At 65.0% G+C, this 15,767-nt stretch carries 15 protein-coding genes; 8 read left to right on the top strand and 7 right to left on the bottom strand.

What is annotated here, in order from left to right:
* Positions 1-5: 5 nt before the first annotated feature.
* The 6 genes from ACLBKU_RS07275 to ACLBKU_RS07250 all read right to left on the bottom strand — a co-directional run bounded on the left by ACLBKU_RS07275 (position 6) and on the right by ACLBKU_RS07250 (position 6,128).
* Positions 6-1,913: an HAD-IIIC family phosphatase gene (locus ACLBKU_RS07275; RefSeq protein ID WP_410178858.1), complete on the bottom strand. Its 1,908-nt coding sequence runs from the start codon at positions 1,911-1,913 to the stop codon at positions 6-8.
* Positions 1,914-1,979: 66 nt separating this feature from the next.
* Positions 1,980-2,222, bottom strand: coding sequence for an acyl carrier protein (locus ACLBKU_RS07270; RefSeq protein ID WP_410178857.1), 243 nt, complete (start codon positions 2,220-2,222; stop codon positions 1,980-1,982).
* A gap of 130 nt (positions 2,223-2,352) precedes the next feature.
* Complete coding sequence (locus ACLBKU_RS07265) at positions 2,353-3,300, bottom strand: glycosyltransferase family 2 protein (RefSeq protein ID WP_410178856.1); 948 nt, start codon at positions 3,298-3,300, stop codon at positions 2,353-2,355.
* Positions 3,297-4,403 (bottom strand): acyltransferase family protein, encoded by a 1,107-nt coding sequence (locus tag ACLBKU_RS07260; protein WP_410178855.1) that lies wholly within the window; start codon positions 4,401-4,403, stop codon positions 3,297-3,299. The genes ACLBKU_RS07265 and ACLBKU_RS07260 overlap by 4 nt, the downstream gene beginning before the upstream one ends.
* A 14-nt stretch (positions 4,404-4,417) precedes the next feature.
* The gene (locus ACLBKU_RS07255; protein WP_410178854.1) at positions 4,418-5,101 is read right to left on the bottom strand and encodes a class I SAM-dependent methyltransferase; all 684 of its coding nucleotides are present in this window, start codon (positions 5,099-5,101) and stop codon (positions 4,418-4,420) included.
* A 4-nt stretch (positions 5,102-5,105) separates the two neighbouring features.
* The gene (locus tag ACLBKU_RS07250; protein ID WP_410178853.1) at positions 5,106-6,128 is read right to left on the bottom strand and encodes a class I SAM-dependent methyltransferase; all 1,023 of its coding nucleotides are present in this window, start codon (positions 6,126-6,128) and stop codon (positions 5,106-5,108) included.
* A 268-nt stretch (positions 6,129-6,396) separates the two neighbouring features.
* On the opposite strand from ACLBKU_RS07250, the gene ACLBKU_RS07245 reads away from it, so the two are divergent.
* The 8 genes from ACLBKU_RS07245 (at position 6,397) to ACLBKU_RS07210 (ending at position 14,776) form a co-directional block, all read left to right on the top strand.
* On the top strand, positions 6,397-7,836 hold the full coding sequence (locus ACLBKU_RS07245) for an oligosaccharide flippase family protein (RefSeq protein ID WP_410178852.1): 1,440 nt from the start codon (positions 6,397-6,399) through the stop codon (positions 7,834-7,836).
* A 117-nt stretch (positions 7,837-7,953) separates the two neighbouring features.
* Complete coding sequence (locus tag ACLBKU_RS07240; RefSeq protein WP_410178851.1) at positions 7,954-9,354, top strand: O-antigen ligase family protein; 1,401 nt, start codon at positions 7,954-7,956, stop codon at positions 9,352-9,354.
* Positions 9,355-9,807: 453 nt separating this feature from the next.
* Positions 9,808-10,644, top strand: coding sequence for a 2OG-Fe(II) oxygenase (locus ACLBKU_RS07235; RefSeq protein ID WP_410178850.1), 837 nt, complete (start codon positions 9,808-9,810; stop codon positions 10,642-10,644).
* Positions 10,645-10,906: 262 nt separating this feature from the next.
* Positions 10,907-12,004 carry a Gfo/Idh/MocA family protein gene (locus ACLBKU_RS07230; protein WP_410178849.1) on the top strand — a complete coding sequence of 366 codons (1,098 nt, stop codon included), beginning with the start codon at positions 10,907-10,909 and terminating at the stop codon, positions 12,002-12,004.
* A 12-nt stretch (positions 12,005-12,016) separates the two neighbouring features.
* Positions 12,017-12,463 (top strand): UDP-N-acetylglucosamine--LPS N-acetylglucosamine transferase, encoded by a 447-nt coding sequence (locus ACLBKU_RS07225; protein WP_410178848.1) that lies wholly within the window; start codon positions 12,017-12,019, stop codon positions 12,461-12,463.
* Positions 12,460-12,975, top strand: coding sequence for a glycosyltransferase (locus ACLBKU_RS07220; protein WP_410178847.1), 516 nt, complete (start codon positions 12,460-12,462; stop codon positions 12,973-12,975). The genes ACLBKU_RS07225 and ACLBKU_RS07220 overlap by 4 nt, the downstream gene beginning before the upstream one ends.
* 5 nt (positions 12,976-12,980) lie before the next feature.
* Positions 12,981-13,862, top strand: a complete 882-nt coding sequence (locus tag ACLBKU_RS07215; protein WP_410178846.1) for a hypothetical protein — start codon at positions 12,981-12,983, stop codon at positions 13,860-13,862.
* 152 nt (positions 13,863-14,014) lie between these two features.
* Entirely contained in the window at positions 14,015-14,776 is a 762-nt protein-coding gene (locus tag ACLBKU_RS07210) for a WecB/TagA/CpsF family glycosyltransferase (RefSeq protein WP_410178845.1), read from the top strand.
* Between the two features lie 6 nt (positions 14,777-14,782).
* Here ACLBKU_RS07210 and ACLBKU_RS07205 read toward each other — a convergent pair whose 3' ends face one another.
* Positions 14,783-15,763 carry a glycosyltransferase family 2 protein gene (locus tag ACLBKU_RS07205; protein ID WP_410178844.1) on the bottom strand — a complete coding sequence of 327 codons (981 nt, stop codon included), beginning with the start codon at positions 15,761-15,763 and terminating at the stop codon, positions 14,783-14,785.
* Positions 15,764-15,767 lie beyond the last annotated feature (4 nt).

The raw sequence follows: 15,767 nt of genomic DNA, 5'->3' as shown, positions 1-15,767 counted from the left end.
GCCACTCATGCCTCCACTTCGGCCGGTTGGGCCGCATTCTCGATAACCATCGGCAGATCGGGTGCGGCGTAAGATGCAAGCTCCAGCGTCCAGCGCGTGCCGCCCCCCCCGATCTCGCCGGCAGGAGCGAAGCCGAGCTTTTCGAAATGCTTCTCCACCAGGCCATTCTTGGGCGTCGGAAGATACTCGCCGACGAGCTCGTGCACGCCTTCGGCCCGTGCCGCCGCGGCGACCACGGCCAGAACGGCCTCCTCGACCCGGCGCTCTAGCACGCGGCAGCTCATCAGCCAGGTGTCGCAGCGCCACTGCGCCGGGCCTTTATTGAAGATGATCACACTGATCATCCCGTTGTCGCCGAAGCGATCGGTGAGCCGCACCTGCAGCGTGAACTTGCCCGGGTCAGCCTCGAAGGCGGCGATGTCGGCCTCCGAATAGCGGCGCGTCGTCAGGTTAAACTGGTTGGACTTGTTGACGAGCTGCGCGATCCGCACGCGACCGGCCGCATCGAAGGGGCGCAGGGCGCAGACCATCTGCAGCGAGCGGAGATATTCGTCCATGTTGCCGATCTTCTTGAGCTCGCTGGCACGCGCGGCGTTGCTTTGGTACATGGCGGCACGCTGGCGGTCCTCATCCCCGAAGGTGATCGCCTCGAAATAGCCGGCAGCGGCAAGCAGCGGCACGTAGCGAGAGGGATCGTCGCCAACCTCGGGCACCGCGACCTCGGGCAGCTCCTGGCGAACCCGCTCGCGCTCGGCCGGGTTGTCGTCGAGGAACACCAGCGCGTCGGTGCCGATGTTGAGCCCCTGAGCGATGTGCCTCAGGTTGCTCGCCTTGTCGGTCCAGTTGGCGACGAACATTGCGATGTCGTCTTCCTTGAGGACCATCTCCTCGTGGCTCCGGAACGGCAGGCGCGCGTTCGCGTCCTCGTTCTTGGAGCACACCGCAAGGATCACGCCGCGCGCGCGCAGGTGCTTGGCGTGGTTCTGGATGGCGAGGAAGGCCTCGCCCGCGGCCGAGCCCTGGCCGAGCTTGATCCCTTCGACGCCGTCGTCCCCGATCACGCCGCCCCACAGGGTGTTGTCGAGATCTAGCACGAGGCACTTCCTCGACAGGCCCCGCGCCGCGGCGAGCAGGCGGCAAAGGTGGTCGGCGGCGAGCGGCACCGCGTCGAGCGCGAAGGGCAGCTTGGCCTCGTGCCAGCGCCCCGCGTCATGCCAGCGAGACAGCCCCACGTGCTCGGCAAGCGCGGCGAGATCAAAGAACAGGTCGCCGGCCCTGCGTTCGGCGGAGGCGAGGCGGGCGTTGAACTGCTGCACCATCCAGCGCACAGCGCCCGGTTGGATGGCATCGAAGCTGCCGAACAGCGCGCTCGCCGGCATCGGCAGGCTTTGCAGGATCACCCCCGCGCCGCTGCCCGCATGGACCGCGTCGCGCAGCGAAAGGACATAGTCGAGGGCGGCCATGACCGCCAGCTCGCCGCCACCCTCGTCGAGCCGCGGCTGGGCCAGACCCAAGGCCGCAGGATCGAAGGCCAGCCACACGAAGTCGGGCGCGAAGGCGTTGAGATTGGAACCCGGGTCCAGCACGGCCTGTGCGTTCTGGCCGAACTCGGCCTGGTAGAGGTCGAGGAGCAGCCCGTGCCGCAGCGCGGTCCCTAGCAGTGCCTGGGCGAGAAAATCAACTGTGTGGGTCGCCGAGATCGCCAGCCTACACGGACGCAACGTGGTGGCCGCGAGGCTCGACCGGCGGGTTGCGACAGCGCTGGCGAGCTGGCCGAGCTGGTTAAGATCGAGGTCGTGATGCGCGAGCCGGATCAGAGCCGCCGGATCGCTTCGGGCATCCGCACGCAGCGCCCGCACATCCGCTCTCCAGCTCGCCGGAGGGGGTAGCAGCCATTCAAGATTGAATGACATGACTGTCGCTTCTCCTGTTGCGCGGCGAGGCCGTGGCGAACACCGCCGGGCCCTAGCCGCCGGCGATCAAGCAGCTTTCGAGATAATCAGGTCGACCATTTGGCCGACGTTATCCAGCCCAGCGACTTCGCTGTTGCTGAAGCGCACGCCAAACTCCTTTTCAATCGCGACCACGAAGCGGATGTTCGAAAGGCTGTCCCACTCCTCGATGTCGGCCGCGCTCAGGGTTTCCTCATAAGCCAGCTCGTCGAGATCGAACACGTCTTCCATGAGCCTGGCGATGCGTGTTGTGACGTCTGCTCGAATCACGAATTTTGCCCCTTTTGCTGCGCTGCGACACGAAAGCATCTCCAGACGTCCGCTTTACCCTTGTCAAGACCGCGCGCAATCTTCGGCAGCGCAGATGCGAAAATGCTTCACTGCAAAACCGGCCCCGGCATCAGTCAAGCGAAGCGCGACCCTCGTAGCCCCGCCACCACACGCCCGGCTCTAGCACGATCGGCGCAAGCGCGCGGCGGCGCGCCCGGTGAAATCCCGACACGGGGCCGAGCAGCACGCTCACAAGCCAGCGCCGGAATGCCGCGATCCAGTAGGCGACTCCGATCACCGGGATCGCGAGGCCCTGCCAGTGGCGGCGCGCGTAGTGCATGAGGCCGGTGTAGAGGAACCGCATCCGCGCCGCCGACTGGCTGTTGCCGCTGCCGACATCGTGGATGATCCGGACCTCGGGGGTGAGCCACACCTCCCCGCCGATCCGCTTGAGCCGGGCGAAGAGATCGATCTCCTCCGAATAGAGCAGAAACGAGGGGTCGAAGCCGCCGAGCGCGTCCCAGGCGCTGCGGGCGATCATCGCGAAGCCGCCGCACAGCACGTCGACCCGGACCGGCTCGGCCAGCTGCTCGATGCGCGAGCGCGTCTTCACCGCCGAGGTCAGCCCGAAGGCGCTCTGCACGATTCCCGAGAGGGTCGGGATGGCGAGGAAGTTGCCCCCGTCGAGCGTGCCGTCCGGGTAGGTGGTGAGCCCGCCCCACGCCGCCCCGCCCCGCGTCCGGGCAAAGGCCAGCAGCCGGTCGATCGCGGGGTCGACCAGCCGGGTGTCGGGGTTGAGCAGCAGCAGGTACTCGCCCCGCGCGTGCTGGGCGATGAGGTTGTTGCCGCGCCCGAAGCCGATATTCCCCTGTCCGGGGATGATCCGCACCGCGGGGAACCGCTCCGCGACGAAGCCCGCGGTGTCGTCCTTGCCGTTATCGACGAGCAGGATCTCGTAGCTGCCGGGCGCGGTGTGTTCGATGACCGAGCCGATGCAGTCGGCGATGAAGCCGCGCGAATTGTAGGCGACGATCAGGATGCTGACCGCGGGGACGGCGTGCTCGGGTGCGTCGGTCATGCCGGGTTCCTTTCTTGGTCCGAGCCCTGCCGGCGGGTCAGCAGGTCGGCGAGCGGGCGCGCCGCGGCGATCGCGCGCCGCTCGACGAGGGTCCAGGACAGGACCGCGAGCACCAGCGTCGCCGGCAGGGCAAGGACGATGTTGGCGAGCGGGCTCATCCCCGGCGCGAAGTGGACGAGGGCCTGCTGCACCGGGAAGGCGTAGATGTAAACGCCGTAGGAATAGTCGCCGATCCGGTTGTAGCCGAGCAGGCGTCCCTTGGGCACGAAGCCGAACCACAGCGCGCCGTAGACGAGCGCCACCACGATCCCCGCGGCGAGCAGGGTGCCTGCGGGCAGCAGCGCTGTCGGAATCCACAGCGCCAGCGCAATCCAGCCCGACAGCACCAGCCGCTCGCGCCACACATAGGCCGCGGTGCCGAGCATGAAGGGAAAGGCCAGCCGCGCGAGCAAGGCGATCCTCATCGACACCGCCTCACCGAGCGGCCCGCCCGGCGCCGAGCCCCAGGCGATCCCGATGTGGGCGCAGCCCACGAGGGCTGCCGCCGCCAGCGCCAGCCAGCGCCGCCGCAGCACGCCGATGAGGCCCAGCAGCACCACCCCGCCATAGCAGGCGACCTCGTAGAACAGCGTCCACAGGCTGCCGTTGATCTGCGGGCCGTAGGGGTTGGTCTCGAACACCCCCGGCAGCGCGAATTGCGGGCTCGCCAGCAGGAGGTTCGCCGGGATGTAGGTCCACGTCCCGCGCGCTGCGAGGTAGTCGGCGAGCGGCAGCCTCGTGAGCAGCGCCCCCGCGCAGACCGTCAGCACCAGCACCACGGCCAGCGCTGGGAACAGCCGCAGCACCCGCGCGGCGGCGAAATGCAGCATCGTCTCGCGCCGGTCGAAGCTGCGCGCGATCAGCAGCCCCGAGATGCCGAAGAACACCGCAACCGCGTATTCGCCACCCGTCGCACCGGTCAGCACCAGCAGCGGGTCCTTGCCCCCGCTGATCGGGAAGGCATGGCTGACCAGCACCGCGCCCGCCGCGAGCATCCGCACGAGGTTGAGGTTGTTGTCCCGGCCGGGCAGCAGCGCGGCGAGGGTGGGAGCGGATCGGCGCATCGGTCTCCGCCCCGTCATCCGGTCCGGATCGCGATCAGCGACTTCCTGAACACCAGCGCGAAGCGCTCCGCCGAGTGCCGCGCGTCGGGGAACAGCGCGCGCATCGTCGAGGGCCCGATCATCCGCCAGTCGTCGAGGATGCTCGCCGCCCGCGCGAAGTCGCTCCTGCCGGCAAGGCCGATGCTGAAGCGGGTGTAGCACCACAGCCGCAGCGGGTCGGGCAGCCAGTGGAGGAAGGGGAAGGCGACGTGGGGGTCGATCGGGAACCACACGTTCGGCGTCTGCACGTAATAGGCCTGCCCGACGCGGCGCACCTCGTTCGCGAAGGCGATCATCCGCGTGTAGCCGCCGACATGCTCGATCGCCGAGTTGGAGTGGACGAGGTGGAATTCGCCGTCGGCATATTGCGGCATCGCGCAGGCATCGCCGGTGACGTTCTCGTAGCGCACGTGGGGAAGGGTGCGCGCGCTGTAGTCCTCGAGTTCCTCGCCGTAGTTGAGGATCGTCAGGTGCACATGGGCGGTAAGCTCGGGGGCGAGCAGGTTCCAGTATTCCGCGCGCCCGCCCGCGTCGAGCACGCGGACCTCGCCGTGCCTCTGCACCAGCCCCTCGATGAGCGCCGCGATCTGGCGGAAGCGCGCGGCGCGGAACCGCGCCTGCGCGCGCTCGAAGATCGCTGGGGTGTCGCGCCGTGCCATGCGTCTATGCCGCCGGCCTGCGGGCGATGAAGATCAGGAGCTCGGCATTGTCGGGCGTCTCGGGCGGGGCCCCGGCCATCGCCTGCCGCAGCGCCGCGTGCGCGCGCTCGGGCGCAGCGGCGAGCGATTCGCCCCACAGCAGGTCGCGCGCCGCCGGGTCGATCACCTGCCGCTCGATCACGAAGCCGGTCTCCTCGAGCGCGCGGGCGAGCGCGGCGCGGGTCGGAAGTGCGAAATGCCGCGGCACCTCGAGCCCGCGCCACACCGCGCCGAAGATCGCAAGGCCGCTTGCGCCTGCATTGGGCAGCTCGACATAGAGCGCCCCGCCGGGCTTGAGCCAGCCGAACAGCCGCCGCAGCAGGGCGAGCGGATCGGGCACGTGCTCGAGGACGTGGGCGAGGGTGATGTAGTCGAACTCGCGGTCCCACCGGTCGTCGGTGATCGTCGCGGTGTCCTCGACCTCGATCCCCTCGGCGGCGAGGGCGGACAGGAGGTGGGGATCGTACTCGACCCCGTAGAACTTGAAGGGCAGGCCGCGCAGCTGGCGGAAGAAGCGCCCGCCCCCGCAGCCGTAGTCGAGCACCCTGGCGGGCGGCGGCGGCACGAAGCGCAGCTCCTTGTCGAGCCCGGAGGTGTCGTAGCCGATCGCGGCGAGGGCGAAGCCGACCAGCCGGTCGAGCGGGCCGGCGATGCCGGGGAACAGGCTGCGGTAATAGGCGGCCCTGATCCACTCGCGCAACGGGTGCGGCGCGACAGTCGGGTCGGCGTGCTCGTTGTGGGTGTGGTAGCCGCTGTAGGCGCGCACCAGCCGCTCCCCGGCAGGGCGGCGCGGCAGCCACAGCGAGCCGCAGGCGCGGCAGCGATGGATGGCGAAGCGGCCCGGATCTGCGCGGAAGAAGAGGTCTTCTGCGCCGTCCAGCGCAAGCTCGGCCGCCGTGCCGCCGCACATCAGGCAGGCGGCGCAGTCCTCCAGTCCCTCATCGCCGCAAGGAGCACCGCCCGCGTCGCTTGTCGCAAGGTCCTGCATGTGGTTCGTAACCGGATCCCCGCATCCTGCACAAAGGCGCTTCGCCGCGCCCCATACGCAGCGAAACGGCAGCCTCGCGGCTGATCGTTTTGCAGTTGCGAAACATTCCTCGCACAGGCAAGAGCGCCCGGCAAGTCATTTGACAGGCCGTATCGGGGTATGACAAGGTGAAGGCAATTTCGGGGTCAGCGGCTTGCGCCAACAAGTCCGGTGTCGCGTGCGTTGGCGAAAAGACTTGCTGGCCCGCGCCCGTTCCGGCGGAGCGCTGATGGCACTCGCGAAGAACTCCATCTACAATCTCGCGACGCCGATCATCGCGGTGGTCGTGACGATCGCCACGGTGCCCTTATTCATCAAGTTGATCGGCACGGAGCGCTACGGCGCGCTGCTGCTGGCTTTCGTGCTGCTTGGCTATTTCGGCCAGGCCGACTTCGGCCTCGGACGTGCGCTCACCCAGCGCCTTTCCTCCTCCACCGGGGCGAGCGCCGACGAACGCGCGAGAGTGGTGTGGTCCGCAATTGCTGGTGCGAGCGTGATCTCGCTCGTGGGGGGCGTGCTGGTCTATGTCGCGGCAGATTTGTTCTTCCGCTGGTCCTTCAACGCGAGCCCGGGCTTGCGCGCCGAGATTCTTTCGGCGACGTGGCTATTCGCGCTATGCGTGCCAGTCATCATGCTGACCGGCGTGACCTCGGGCGCGCTTGGCGGGCTCGAGCGGTTCGGTATGATCGCGGTCGGGACGACAATCGGTAACGTGCTGTCGCAGACGCTTCCGCTGCTTGTGGCCCTGCTATGGTCGAGCCAATTCACTTGGGTGCTCAGCGCCTCGATGTTCGGGCGGCTGCTTGGACTCGCGCCGATCGCTTTCAATATGGCCCGGGTGTTCCTGCTTGGCCAGAAGTTCAACCCTGCGATGGCGGAGCTCAAGCGGCTGTTCTCTTTTGGCAAGTGGGTAATGGTTAGCGCGGTCGTCGGCCCATTCCTGACGAGTGCGGACCGGATGGTGATCGGCGCCGTGCTGGGCGCGGCGGCCGTGGTGGCTTATACCGTTCCTGTGCAGATCACGATGCGTACGGTGATGTTCCCCTACGCGATCATCCAGGCGCTGTTTCCGCGACTCGCAGCGCACGACGAGCAGGAGTCCCTCCGGCTCGGCAAGTCGGCAACGGTGATGGTGGGGCAGCTGTTCGGCTTCATCGCAATCGGGATCATCTGCCTTGCCGAACCGCTGCTGCATCTGTGGCTGGGCGCGAAGCTCGACCCACGCTCGGTCCCGCTGGCGCAGATCAGCATTATCGGATTCTGGATCAGCGGGCTCGTCAACGTGCCGATCGCGCTCATCCATGCCCGCGGCAATCCACGCTTCACCGCCGTCTTGCACGTGATCCAGCTGCCGATCTATGCCGCTTTGCTTTACGGTTTCGGCGTTGCCTTCGGGCTCAATGGGGTGGCGGTGGCGATGGTGCTGCGCTTCATCATCGACGGCCTGCCGATCTTCCACAAGGCAGGTTTTCTGACGCGCGATGTGATGAGCCGTCTTGCCGGCCCGGCCCTGCTCATCGGGCTTGCTTTGGCGGCGACCCCGTGGATGAGAGATTGGATCTCGGCTCTCTTTGGAGCGAGCCTGTTTTGTCTCGCTCTCCTGGCGCTGACATTGCGCCAGATGCCGGAGGAGGCGCGAGAATGGGTGAAGGTACGCCTGCAGCGCTGACCCGCTCTGCGGCAGCCGATGCGCACTTGAACGCAAACGTGCCGTAGCCTAAACACGAAGCCTGCGACCTGGGCTGCTGTCCTGCGCGAACCCTCATTTCTGCACCTAGGAATGCCGATGTCCATCTTCGCGCCGAGCCTGCCAGCTGCGCCCGTCAAGGTCCGGCGGACCTTGCCCGACAGCAATCGGCCGATCGTCGCGCTCATCCCGATCCTCATCGTATTCTATGCCTTCATACTGGCTCCGCCCGAGACCGAGTTCAGCCTCTTCGGGGTGCGGTTCTTCGGATATCGTCTCGGGGTCCTCCTCGGGACGATCCCGGCGCTGTGGATGACCATTAAGGACACGCGAGGGTTCCTTAACCGTGTCGACATGGCTTATGCCGTCATGATGTTCTGGATAATCCTGTCGTTTCAGGTCGTTTACGGTCTTGAGATTGGGTTTGTCCGCGCGGTTGGCCTCGTGCTCGACTACGGCGGCTCCTATTTCGTGGCGCGGGCATGTATCGTCACGCCGAACGATCTGCGTCGCTTCCTGATCCTTATCATGCCCGGCCTTCTCTACGCTGGTCTCATCATGGCGGCAGAAAGTCTTTCCGGACACCTGTTGCTCCGCCCGGCGGCAGCGTCGATCTTCGGCAACATGACCGGTTTCTACAATGGGGAAGCGACGGGCGAGTATACGCTGAAGGAGGAATTCCGCGCTGGCCTGCTTCGAGCTTTCGGTCCGTTCGATCACCCTATTCTGGGCGGGACAATCATGACCGGCTTTCTTCCCTTGTACTACTACAGCGGGCTGCGAGGTTGGCCTCTGATCGGTGGAGTAATCGCGGCATTTCTTGGACTTTTCTCCCTGAGCTCTGCAGCTTTTTTGGGTGTCATGATCATGCTCGCGGCATTCGCAGTTAACCGCGCGCTTCCTCACATCCCGAAGATGTCGTGGTGGATTGTGATCACCCTTGCGTCGCTGGTGCTGCTTGTTCTCCATCTCGTCTCTACCAATGGGATTGCACAGGTCATCGCGCGCCTAACCTTTTCGCCTGAGAGCGCCTATTACCGCGTGGCGATCTGGGAATACGGAACGGAGAACGTCAAGAATAACCCGCTGTTCGGTCTTGGCTATTTGACATGGGAGCGACCGAGCTGGATGGTCGCGGAAAGCGTGGACGCGCACTTCCTGCTTCTCGCCATGCGCCACGGCCTACTGGTTCCGGTCGTGCTGCTGGCGGGCATATGTCTCGGGATGATCAGGATCGGTCAGGTCATGAAGAGGATTGATCCGCAGAATTGCAGGCTTCTGTTTGGTATGAACATGGCGGTGATCATTTACCTTATCATCGGCCAGACAGTGACCTTCCATGGCGCATGCGCGGTCGTTTTCATGTCGTTCATCGGTTTCCTTGCATCGCTGGAGAGCTGGGCGGAGTATCAAGTGCAGTCCGATAGGCAGCGCGCGTTGCTGAAGTCGCGCGCCGTACTCTACGCCAGGCAAGCTACGATCGCAGCGGCTGCTGCTTGACCGAAGCCAGCTCAGTCGGGGCGGATCGGCCGCTCGAAGGTGTTGCCGCTCATCGTAATTGCCAGCAGCAGCGCATTCGCCGAGATCCGCGTCGCGCGCGAGCAGGTTGCCGGCCCGGACGCGCTGCTCGCGAACGTTCCGTTCTTGAGTTGAAGGGTCGTTGCGCATGGTATAAACGCGGCATTTTTCTCGGTAGGGAGAGAGGCGTCCCAAGTCACTTGCTGAGCCGTGGGGTCGCTAAGTCAGTCGGGGCGCATCGTGTGGCCATGCTTAGAATGGTGCGCGCTGATGCAAGGCATTCCCTCGATGCTTCGCTGTTTCCTCGAAAGAAAGATTCGATGTGTGCGGTTGCGTTTAGCAACCGCTTCGGCTTGGCGGCGGTGACGCCTTGAGGGCTTCACATTCATTGTGCGTTGCACTAGCATTGCGTGAGCGGCAATCGGGGAGCCTGAAGTGGCATTCATTTCCTGCATGGATTCGGAAAACGGGCTGGTCGATCCTGCCGCGGCGAAGGAGATCGGGCTCGACCTGACCGAGCGCTATGCGCAAGGCGATCCCTATCCCCACATCATGATCGACGATTTCCTTCCCGAGAGCATCGCCCGGATGTTCCTGGCGGAGTTCGACCGGCTTCCGAGGGACAATGAGGATTCGAGCGTTCTGTTCGACCGCCCGACGGAACGGCTGAAGCAGCAGTTCAACCCCGATCACATGGGCCCGGCGGCGCGTTACGCCTTCTACAGCTTCAACTCCTTGCCGTTCATTCGCATTCTGGAAAACATCACCGGCATCGAGGGGCTGATCCCGGACCCCTATTTCCGCGGCGGCGGCTTCCATGAGATCTCGACCGGTGGCCACTTGTCGATCCACGCCGATTTCAACCGTCATTACTACCTGCCGCTTGAGCGGCGCATCAACCTGCTGATCTATCTGAACGACGATTGGCAGCCTGAATTCGGCGGCCAGCTGGAATTGTGGGCGAACGACATGTCGCGCTGCGTTCAGGCGATCACCCCGGTGTTCAACCGGGCGGTGATCTTCAACACCACCTCCCACAGCAATCACGGCAACCCGCAGCCCGTGGCGCACCCCGAGGGCCGCTCGCGCAAATCCATCGCGCTCTATTACTACACGGCCACCTGGGACGAGACCAAGCGCAAGCACACCACCCAGTTTCGCGCTCGGCCGAATACGGAAGATCGGGTGGACTGGTCGGTCAAGGCCAAGGAATTGCTGGCCGACCTCACGCCGCCGCTGCTGCGACGCTCGCTCAGCCGCTCCAAGACCTGATCGTCGCCGGAGCGATCGTTCGGCGGCGGATTTCGACTGGTCGGCCTCGTGCGGCGACGCGGTTCCCGCTTTTCCCGGAGGGTGTTTTTTCTCGTCCCGGCAAGGTGCGAGGATCGAGCGTTGCGCCATTCGGGGGCGGGGGCTCTGAGGGCTTGGAACTGTCTCGGAGCGGGGAAATTCGTCGCTGCGCGCTGCTGTCGCTGCGTTGACATAACTACCTGCGAAGGGCACTTAGTGCACTGCAACATGATAGGGGCTGGATGTGGCAGTTAACGTCGCGGTCATCGGGCTTGGCAAGATGGGGATCTCGCATCTTGCGATCGCGAACGCGCTCGAGCACTTCAAGGTGACGGCGATCTGCGACACCTCCGAGATCGTCGGGGGAGTCCTGCAGAAATACACGAAGCTGCCCTTCATCGCCGATTTCGACAAGGTCATCGCGCAGCCCGGCCTCGACGCGGTGATCGTGGCGACCCCGACCACCACGCACGACTGGATGGCGCGCAAGGCGATCGACAGGGGATTGCATGTCTTCTGCGAGAAGCCCTTGACGATGTCCTCGGCCGTCTCGCGCGAGCTTGGCGCGGCAGCTGAGGCCAAGGGCCTGGTGACGCAGGTCGGCTACCACAACCGCTTCATCGGCACCTTCCGGGAAGTGAAGAGGCTGCTCGAGGTGGGGGCGATCGGCAAGGTCAGTCATGCTCAGGGCGAGGCCTATGGTCCGGTCGTGCTCAAGCCCGCCAAGCCGACGTGGCGCGGCAAGGCTGGAGCCGGCGGCGGCTGCCTTTACGACTATGCCGCTCACCCGCTGAACCTTCTCAACTGGTATTTCGGCGAGCCCGAGGCCTGTAGCGGCGCCATGCTCAAGAGCGGCTTCTCGTCGGAAGTGGATGACGAGGTCTATGCGGCCCTCGGCTTCGCGGGCGGCGTGACGGGCCAGATTTCGGTGAACTGGTCCGACCCTTCGGTCCGCAAGATGACGACCCGGATCACCATCTGGGGGAGCGCCGGACGGATCTACGCTGACCGCCAGGAGATCCAGGTCTTCCTGACCGGCGGTGCTCCCATTCCGGAGGGATACAAGGAAGGGTGGACCGTGAATTACATCACCGATCTCACCCCGCCGGTCAGCTTCTACCTGCGCGGCGAGGAGTATACGGCGCAGCTGGAGGCCTTCGGTGATGCCGTCGCGGCAGGCAAGGGATCGGAAGAGAACTCCTTCGCAAGCGCAGCGCAAACCGATGCGACGATCGAGATGATCCGCGCTTCGGCCGAATCCGGCGGAAGCGTCGGCAACTTCGGAGCCACGGAACTCGCGCCGCGCAAAGGCGGCTTGCTCGGTCGCCTCGTGGGGCGCTGAATGGCACGGCGCATGCCCCGGCTTCTGGCCGTGGCCTCGGGCGGAGGTCACTGGGTCCAGCTCCTGCGACTGCGGGACGCCTTCGCGGGTTACGAAACCGCCTATGTCTCCATGTTCGAGAACTACGCCGAGGCGGTGCCAGGTGCCCGGCTCCACACGATCCCCGATGCCTCGCGCTTCAACAAGCTGTCGTTCCTGAAGGTCGCGTTGAAAGCACTCTGGATCATGGCGAAAGAGCGCCCTCGTGCGGTCGTCTCGACGGGCTCTGCGCCAATGCTCTTCTTCATCCTTCTCGGCCGTCTGATGGGAGCCCGTACTCTCTGGATCGACAGCATCGCGAACGCCGAGCGCATGTCGTCTTCGGGGCGCCTCGCCCGCAAGCTCGCCCACCGGACCGTGTCCCAGTGGCCCGAAGTTGCCGAGAAGGAAGGCGTCCAGTGCTGGGGTAGCATCCTGTGATCTTCGCCTCGATCGGGTCGATGCTGCCGTTCGACCGCTTCGTGCGGGCCGTCGACGAGTGGGCGCGCGACAATCCGGGTGAAGAGGTCTTCATCCAGATCGGGGAGGGCGCTTACGAACCGGTCCACGCGCCGTTCGCCCGGATGGTCCCCATGTCCGAATACCGCAAAAGGTTGAAGGACTGCGATCTCTTCGTCGCCCACGTCGGAATGGGGTCGATCCTGCAGGCACTCGAGGCGAGGAAGCAGATGCTTCTCATCCCGCGCGACATCGCCCTGGGTGAGCACACGACGGATCACCAGGTTCACACCGCCCGGCGTTTTCAGGGGCGGCAGGGCATGAAGATCGTCGAGAGCACCGAGGCTCTCAAGGCCGAGATGACCGCGCTGCTTCGCGAGCCGATGAAGGTGGACGGCAGCGACTTCTCCATCAAAGCGAGCCCGCAGCTGCTCGATGCTGTGGCAACCTTTCTCAAGGGTGGCACGCCCACTCCAATCTCCAAGGCGGGATAACCGGAATGGAACGCATTCTTTTCGGCGATAACCAGTTCTTCGGCATCAACCACATGTCCGAGGAAAAGGCGCGCGCCCAGGCGATGCGCTTCCAGGACATCGACAACATCGTCGAGGTGCTCCAGGCCGCGTTGCACGCGGGGGCGGGCGGGTTCATGTGCACGACGCACGACACCATCGAGAAGATCGCCGACCGGGTACGCGCCAACCCCGAGCAATGGCAAGGGTTCACCTTTTACCCGGGCATGCCCTACGCGCATAAGTACGCCAATGCCGTCACCGAGCTCGGCTACTTCGATGCGCTGCGCAAGTTTCTTCCCAAGGAGGGTCTCGTCGACACGATGCTGCGCGGAGGAATGGCCGTCCTCGGCCGCGACATCGAGGGCATGATGACCCTTCTGGTCGATGCGGAGATGAAGATGTTCCGCGACCTGCACACCCCCGTGATCTTCCTCCAGAACGTCGTGACCGATCTCATTCAGGGCCTTGGCGTCGTGGATGCGTTCCGGGTGTTCTCCGAGCACTGCCGCAAGCGCTACAATGCTGAGGCGGGTTTCATCACCATGAACCTGCCCAAGCTGCTGCCGATGCTGCATGAGGCAGGCATCGAGAACCCGATCGTTTGCGCCAACGTCAACAAGATCGCCTTCCGCATGTCGGGCGGCGTCGAGGGATATCGTGAGGCGACGGCGAAGTATCCTGCCCGCGTCATCGCGATGTCGGTGCTGGCTTCCGGCGGGATCCGCCCGCGGGAGGCGATCGAGTGGGTCGTTAACGAACCCTATGTGGAATCGATCCTCTTCGGTGCCTCGAGCAAGGCTAACATCTTGAATACCGTGGAACTGATCCACGAATACGATCAGGCGGCAGGTCGCATGGCTGTCTGATCGCGTGCTGTTAAGTCACTATGTAACGTCGTGAAACTCTTCTTTACAAAAGGGCGTACCTAGATGATCGGGATCGAAGGAGGGGACTTGGGGTGTCATGTTCAGTTCGCGTCTGACTTTCGAAATCCGCACGGTCGTCCCGCAGCGCATGCATGTCGGCTGAATTGCCCTCCATGAACTTCCTCGGACTGGACTTCGTGGAAGCGCCTCACGAGCAGCTCGCCGCCGAGCTCGATCGCCTGTCACGCTGTTCGGGCATGTCGCTGGTGGTGACCCCGAATGTCGAGCACGTCGTCATGCTCCGGGGCAAGCGCCAGCCGGGCCATGTCGAGCAACGCTTCAGCCGTGCCTATGGTGCCGCCAGTCTGCGCCTTTGCGACAGCCGCGTGCTGCGGGGTCTCGCATGGGTCAAGGGCATCAAGCTTACCGTTCTGACGGGAAGCGACGTCACGGCGCTCCTGTTCGAGCAGGGATGGCTCGACAACCGCAAGGTCGCGCTCATCGGTGGCGATGCGAACATGCCGAGAGACCTCAAGGCACGTTTCCCGTCGGTCGATGTCGTTCAGCACATCCCGCCGATGGGTGTCCTGGACAATGAGCCGGCGATCGAGCGGATCGAGGAGTTTCTCAAGTCCGAACAGTGGGAGTACATACTCTTCGCGATCGGCGCGCCGAGGAGCGAGATCATTGCTCATCGGGTCATGGCGACAGGCAGCGTCACGGGGGTGGCCTTCTGTCTTGGCGCCTCGATCGAATTCATGCTCGGTCGCAAGCGGCGCGCCCCGCGGTGGATGCAGCTGGCTGGGCTCGAATGGGTGTTCCGCCTGCTCACCGAGCCGCGCCGGCTGTGGCGTCGCTACCTGATCGAGGGGCCCAAGATCATCTCGATTATGAGGGCCTGGCGTCCTTCCTGATCCAGGTCAGTCGCGCGCATATCCGCGCACGCGCGGCTGGCTCCACCACAGCAGCTTCCCGAGGCCTCCGCCCGCTTCGCACCGGAAGTGGTCCGCCAGGTCCGCTCCGGCGATCCCGGCAATCGCAGCCGCTGTGCGATAGAGGAGGAACTGCACGCCTCCCATGAGCATCCACGTCGAAGCCCGCACCATCCCGGTCACGCCCCCACCCCCGAAGGCCAGGATGCTGCGGATCTGCCCCTGATTGAAGCGGCGCAGCTCGAGGAAAGACAAGGTCATTCGCTCCTCGGGGATGACTTCCTCCACGACCGCCTCCGCGTTCCAGATCAGCCGGTGCCCCCGCCTCACAAGGCTGCGGATCAGCCACACGTCTTCGCCGCCGCGAGCGTTGAAGCGGGTGTCGAAGGGTTCTTTCTCTCCGAGACAGCGGCGCTTGTGGAACATGGCGTTTCCCGTGCCGAGGTACGGCCACCTCGCCGAAACATCGGCGTTTGTCTCCCGGCGCATGTCACGCACGAAGTTCCGCGCGACCTGCTTTGACAGCCCGGGCGGGCACGAGGACAGAAGGCGAGGCACGATGCGCGCGAAGCTCGCATCCGTCCGGCCGTCGGCCTGTGCAAGCCATGCATCGAGCCATCCGGGGCCGGGAAGTTCGTCGTCATCGAGGAAGATGACGTAGGTTCCGCGGGCCTCGCGGACGCCGTGATTGCGCGCGTGCACGACGCCGGTACGGGTCTCCTGTTCGTAGCGCAGATGCTTGCTGCGGCAGGCTTCGACGATGTCGCGGGCGCTCGCGGCCGGGCAGTTGTCGACGACGAGCACCTCCACGGACCTGCCTTCAAGCTGAGGGCAGAGCGCCTCGAGCAGTTCTCCGAGGATCGCTTGGCGGCGATAGGTCGTGATCACGATGCTCGCGATCAGCGCCGTCTTGCCCGAGGCAAGAGAAGCGCTGCCGAGGCTGGCGGCGTCGGTCGCGGTCCGCGTCATCAAT

The organism is Erythrobacter sp. NE805, assembly GCF_046452355.1.
Lineage (GTDB): Bacteria > Pseudomonadota > Alphaproteobacteria > Sphingomonadales > Sphingomonadaceae > Erythrobacter.
The sequence above is the reverse complement of the archived record's forward strand: the minus strand, read 5'-3'. Positions and strand labels throughout refer to the sequence as shown.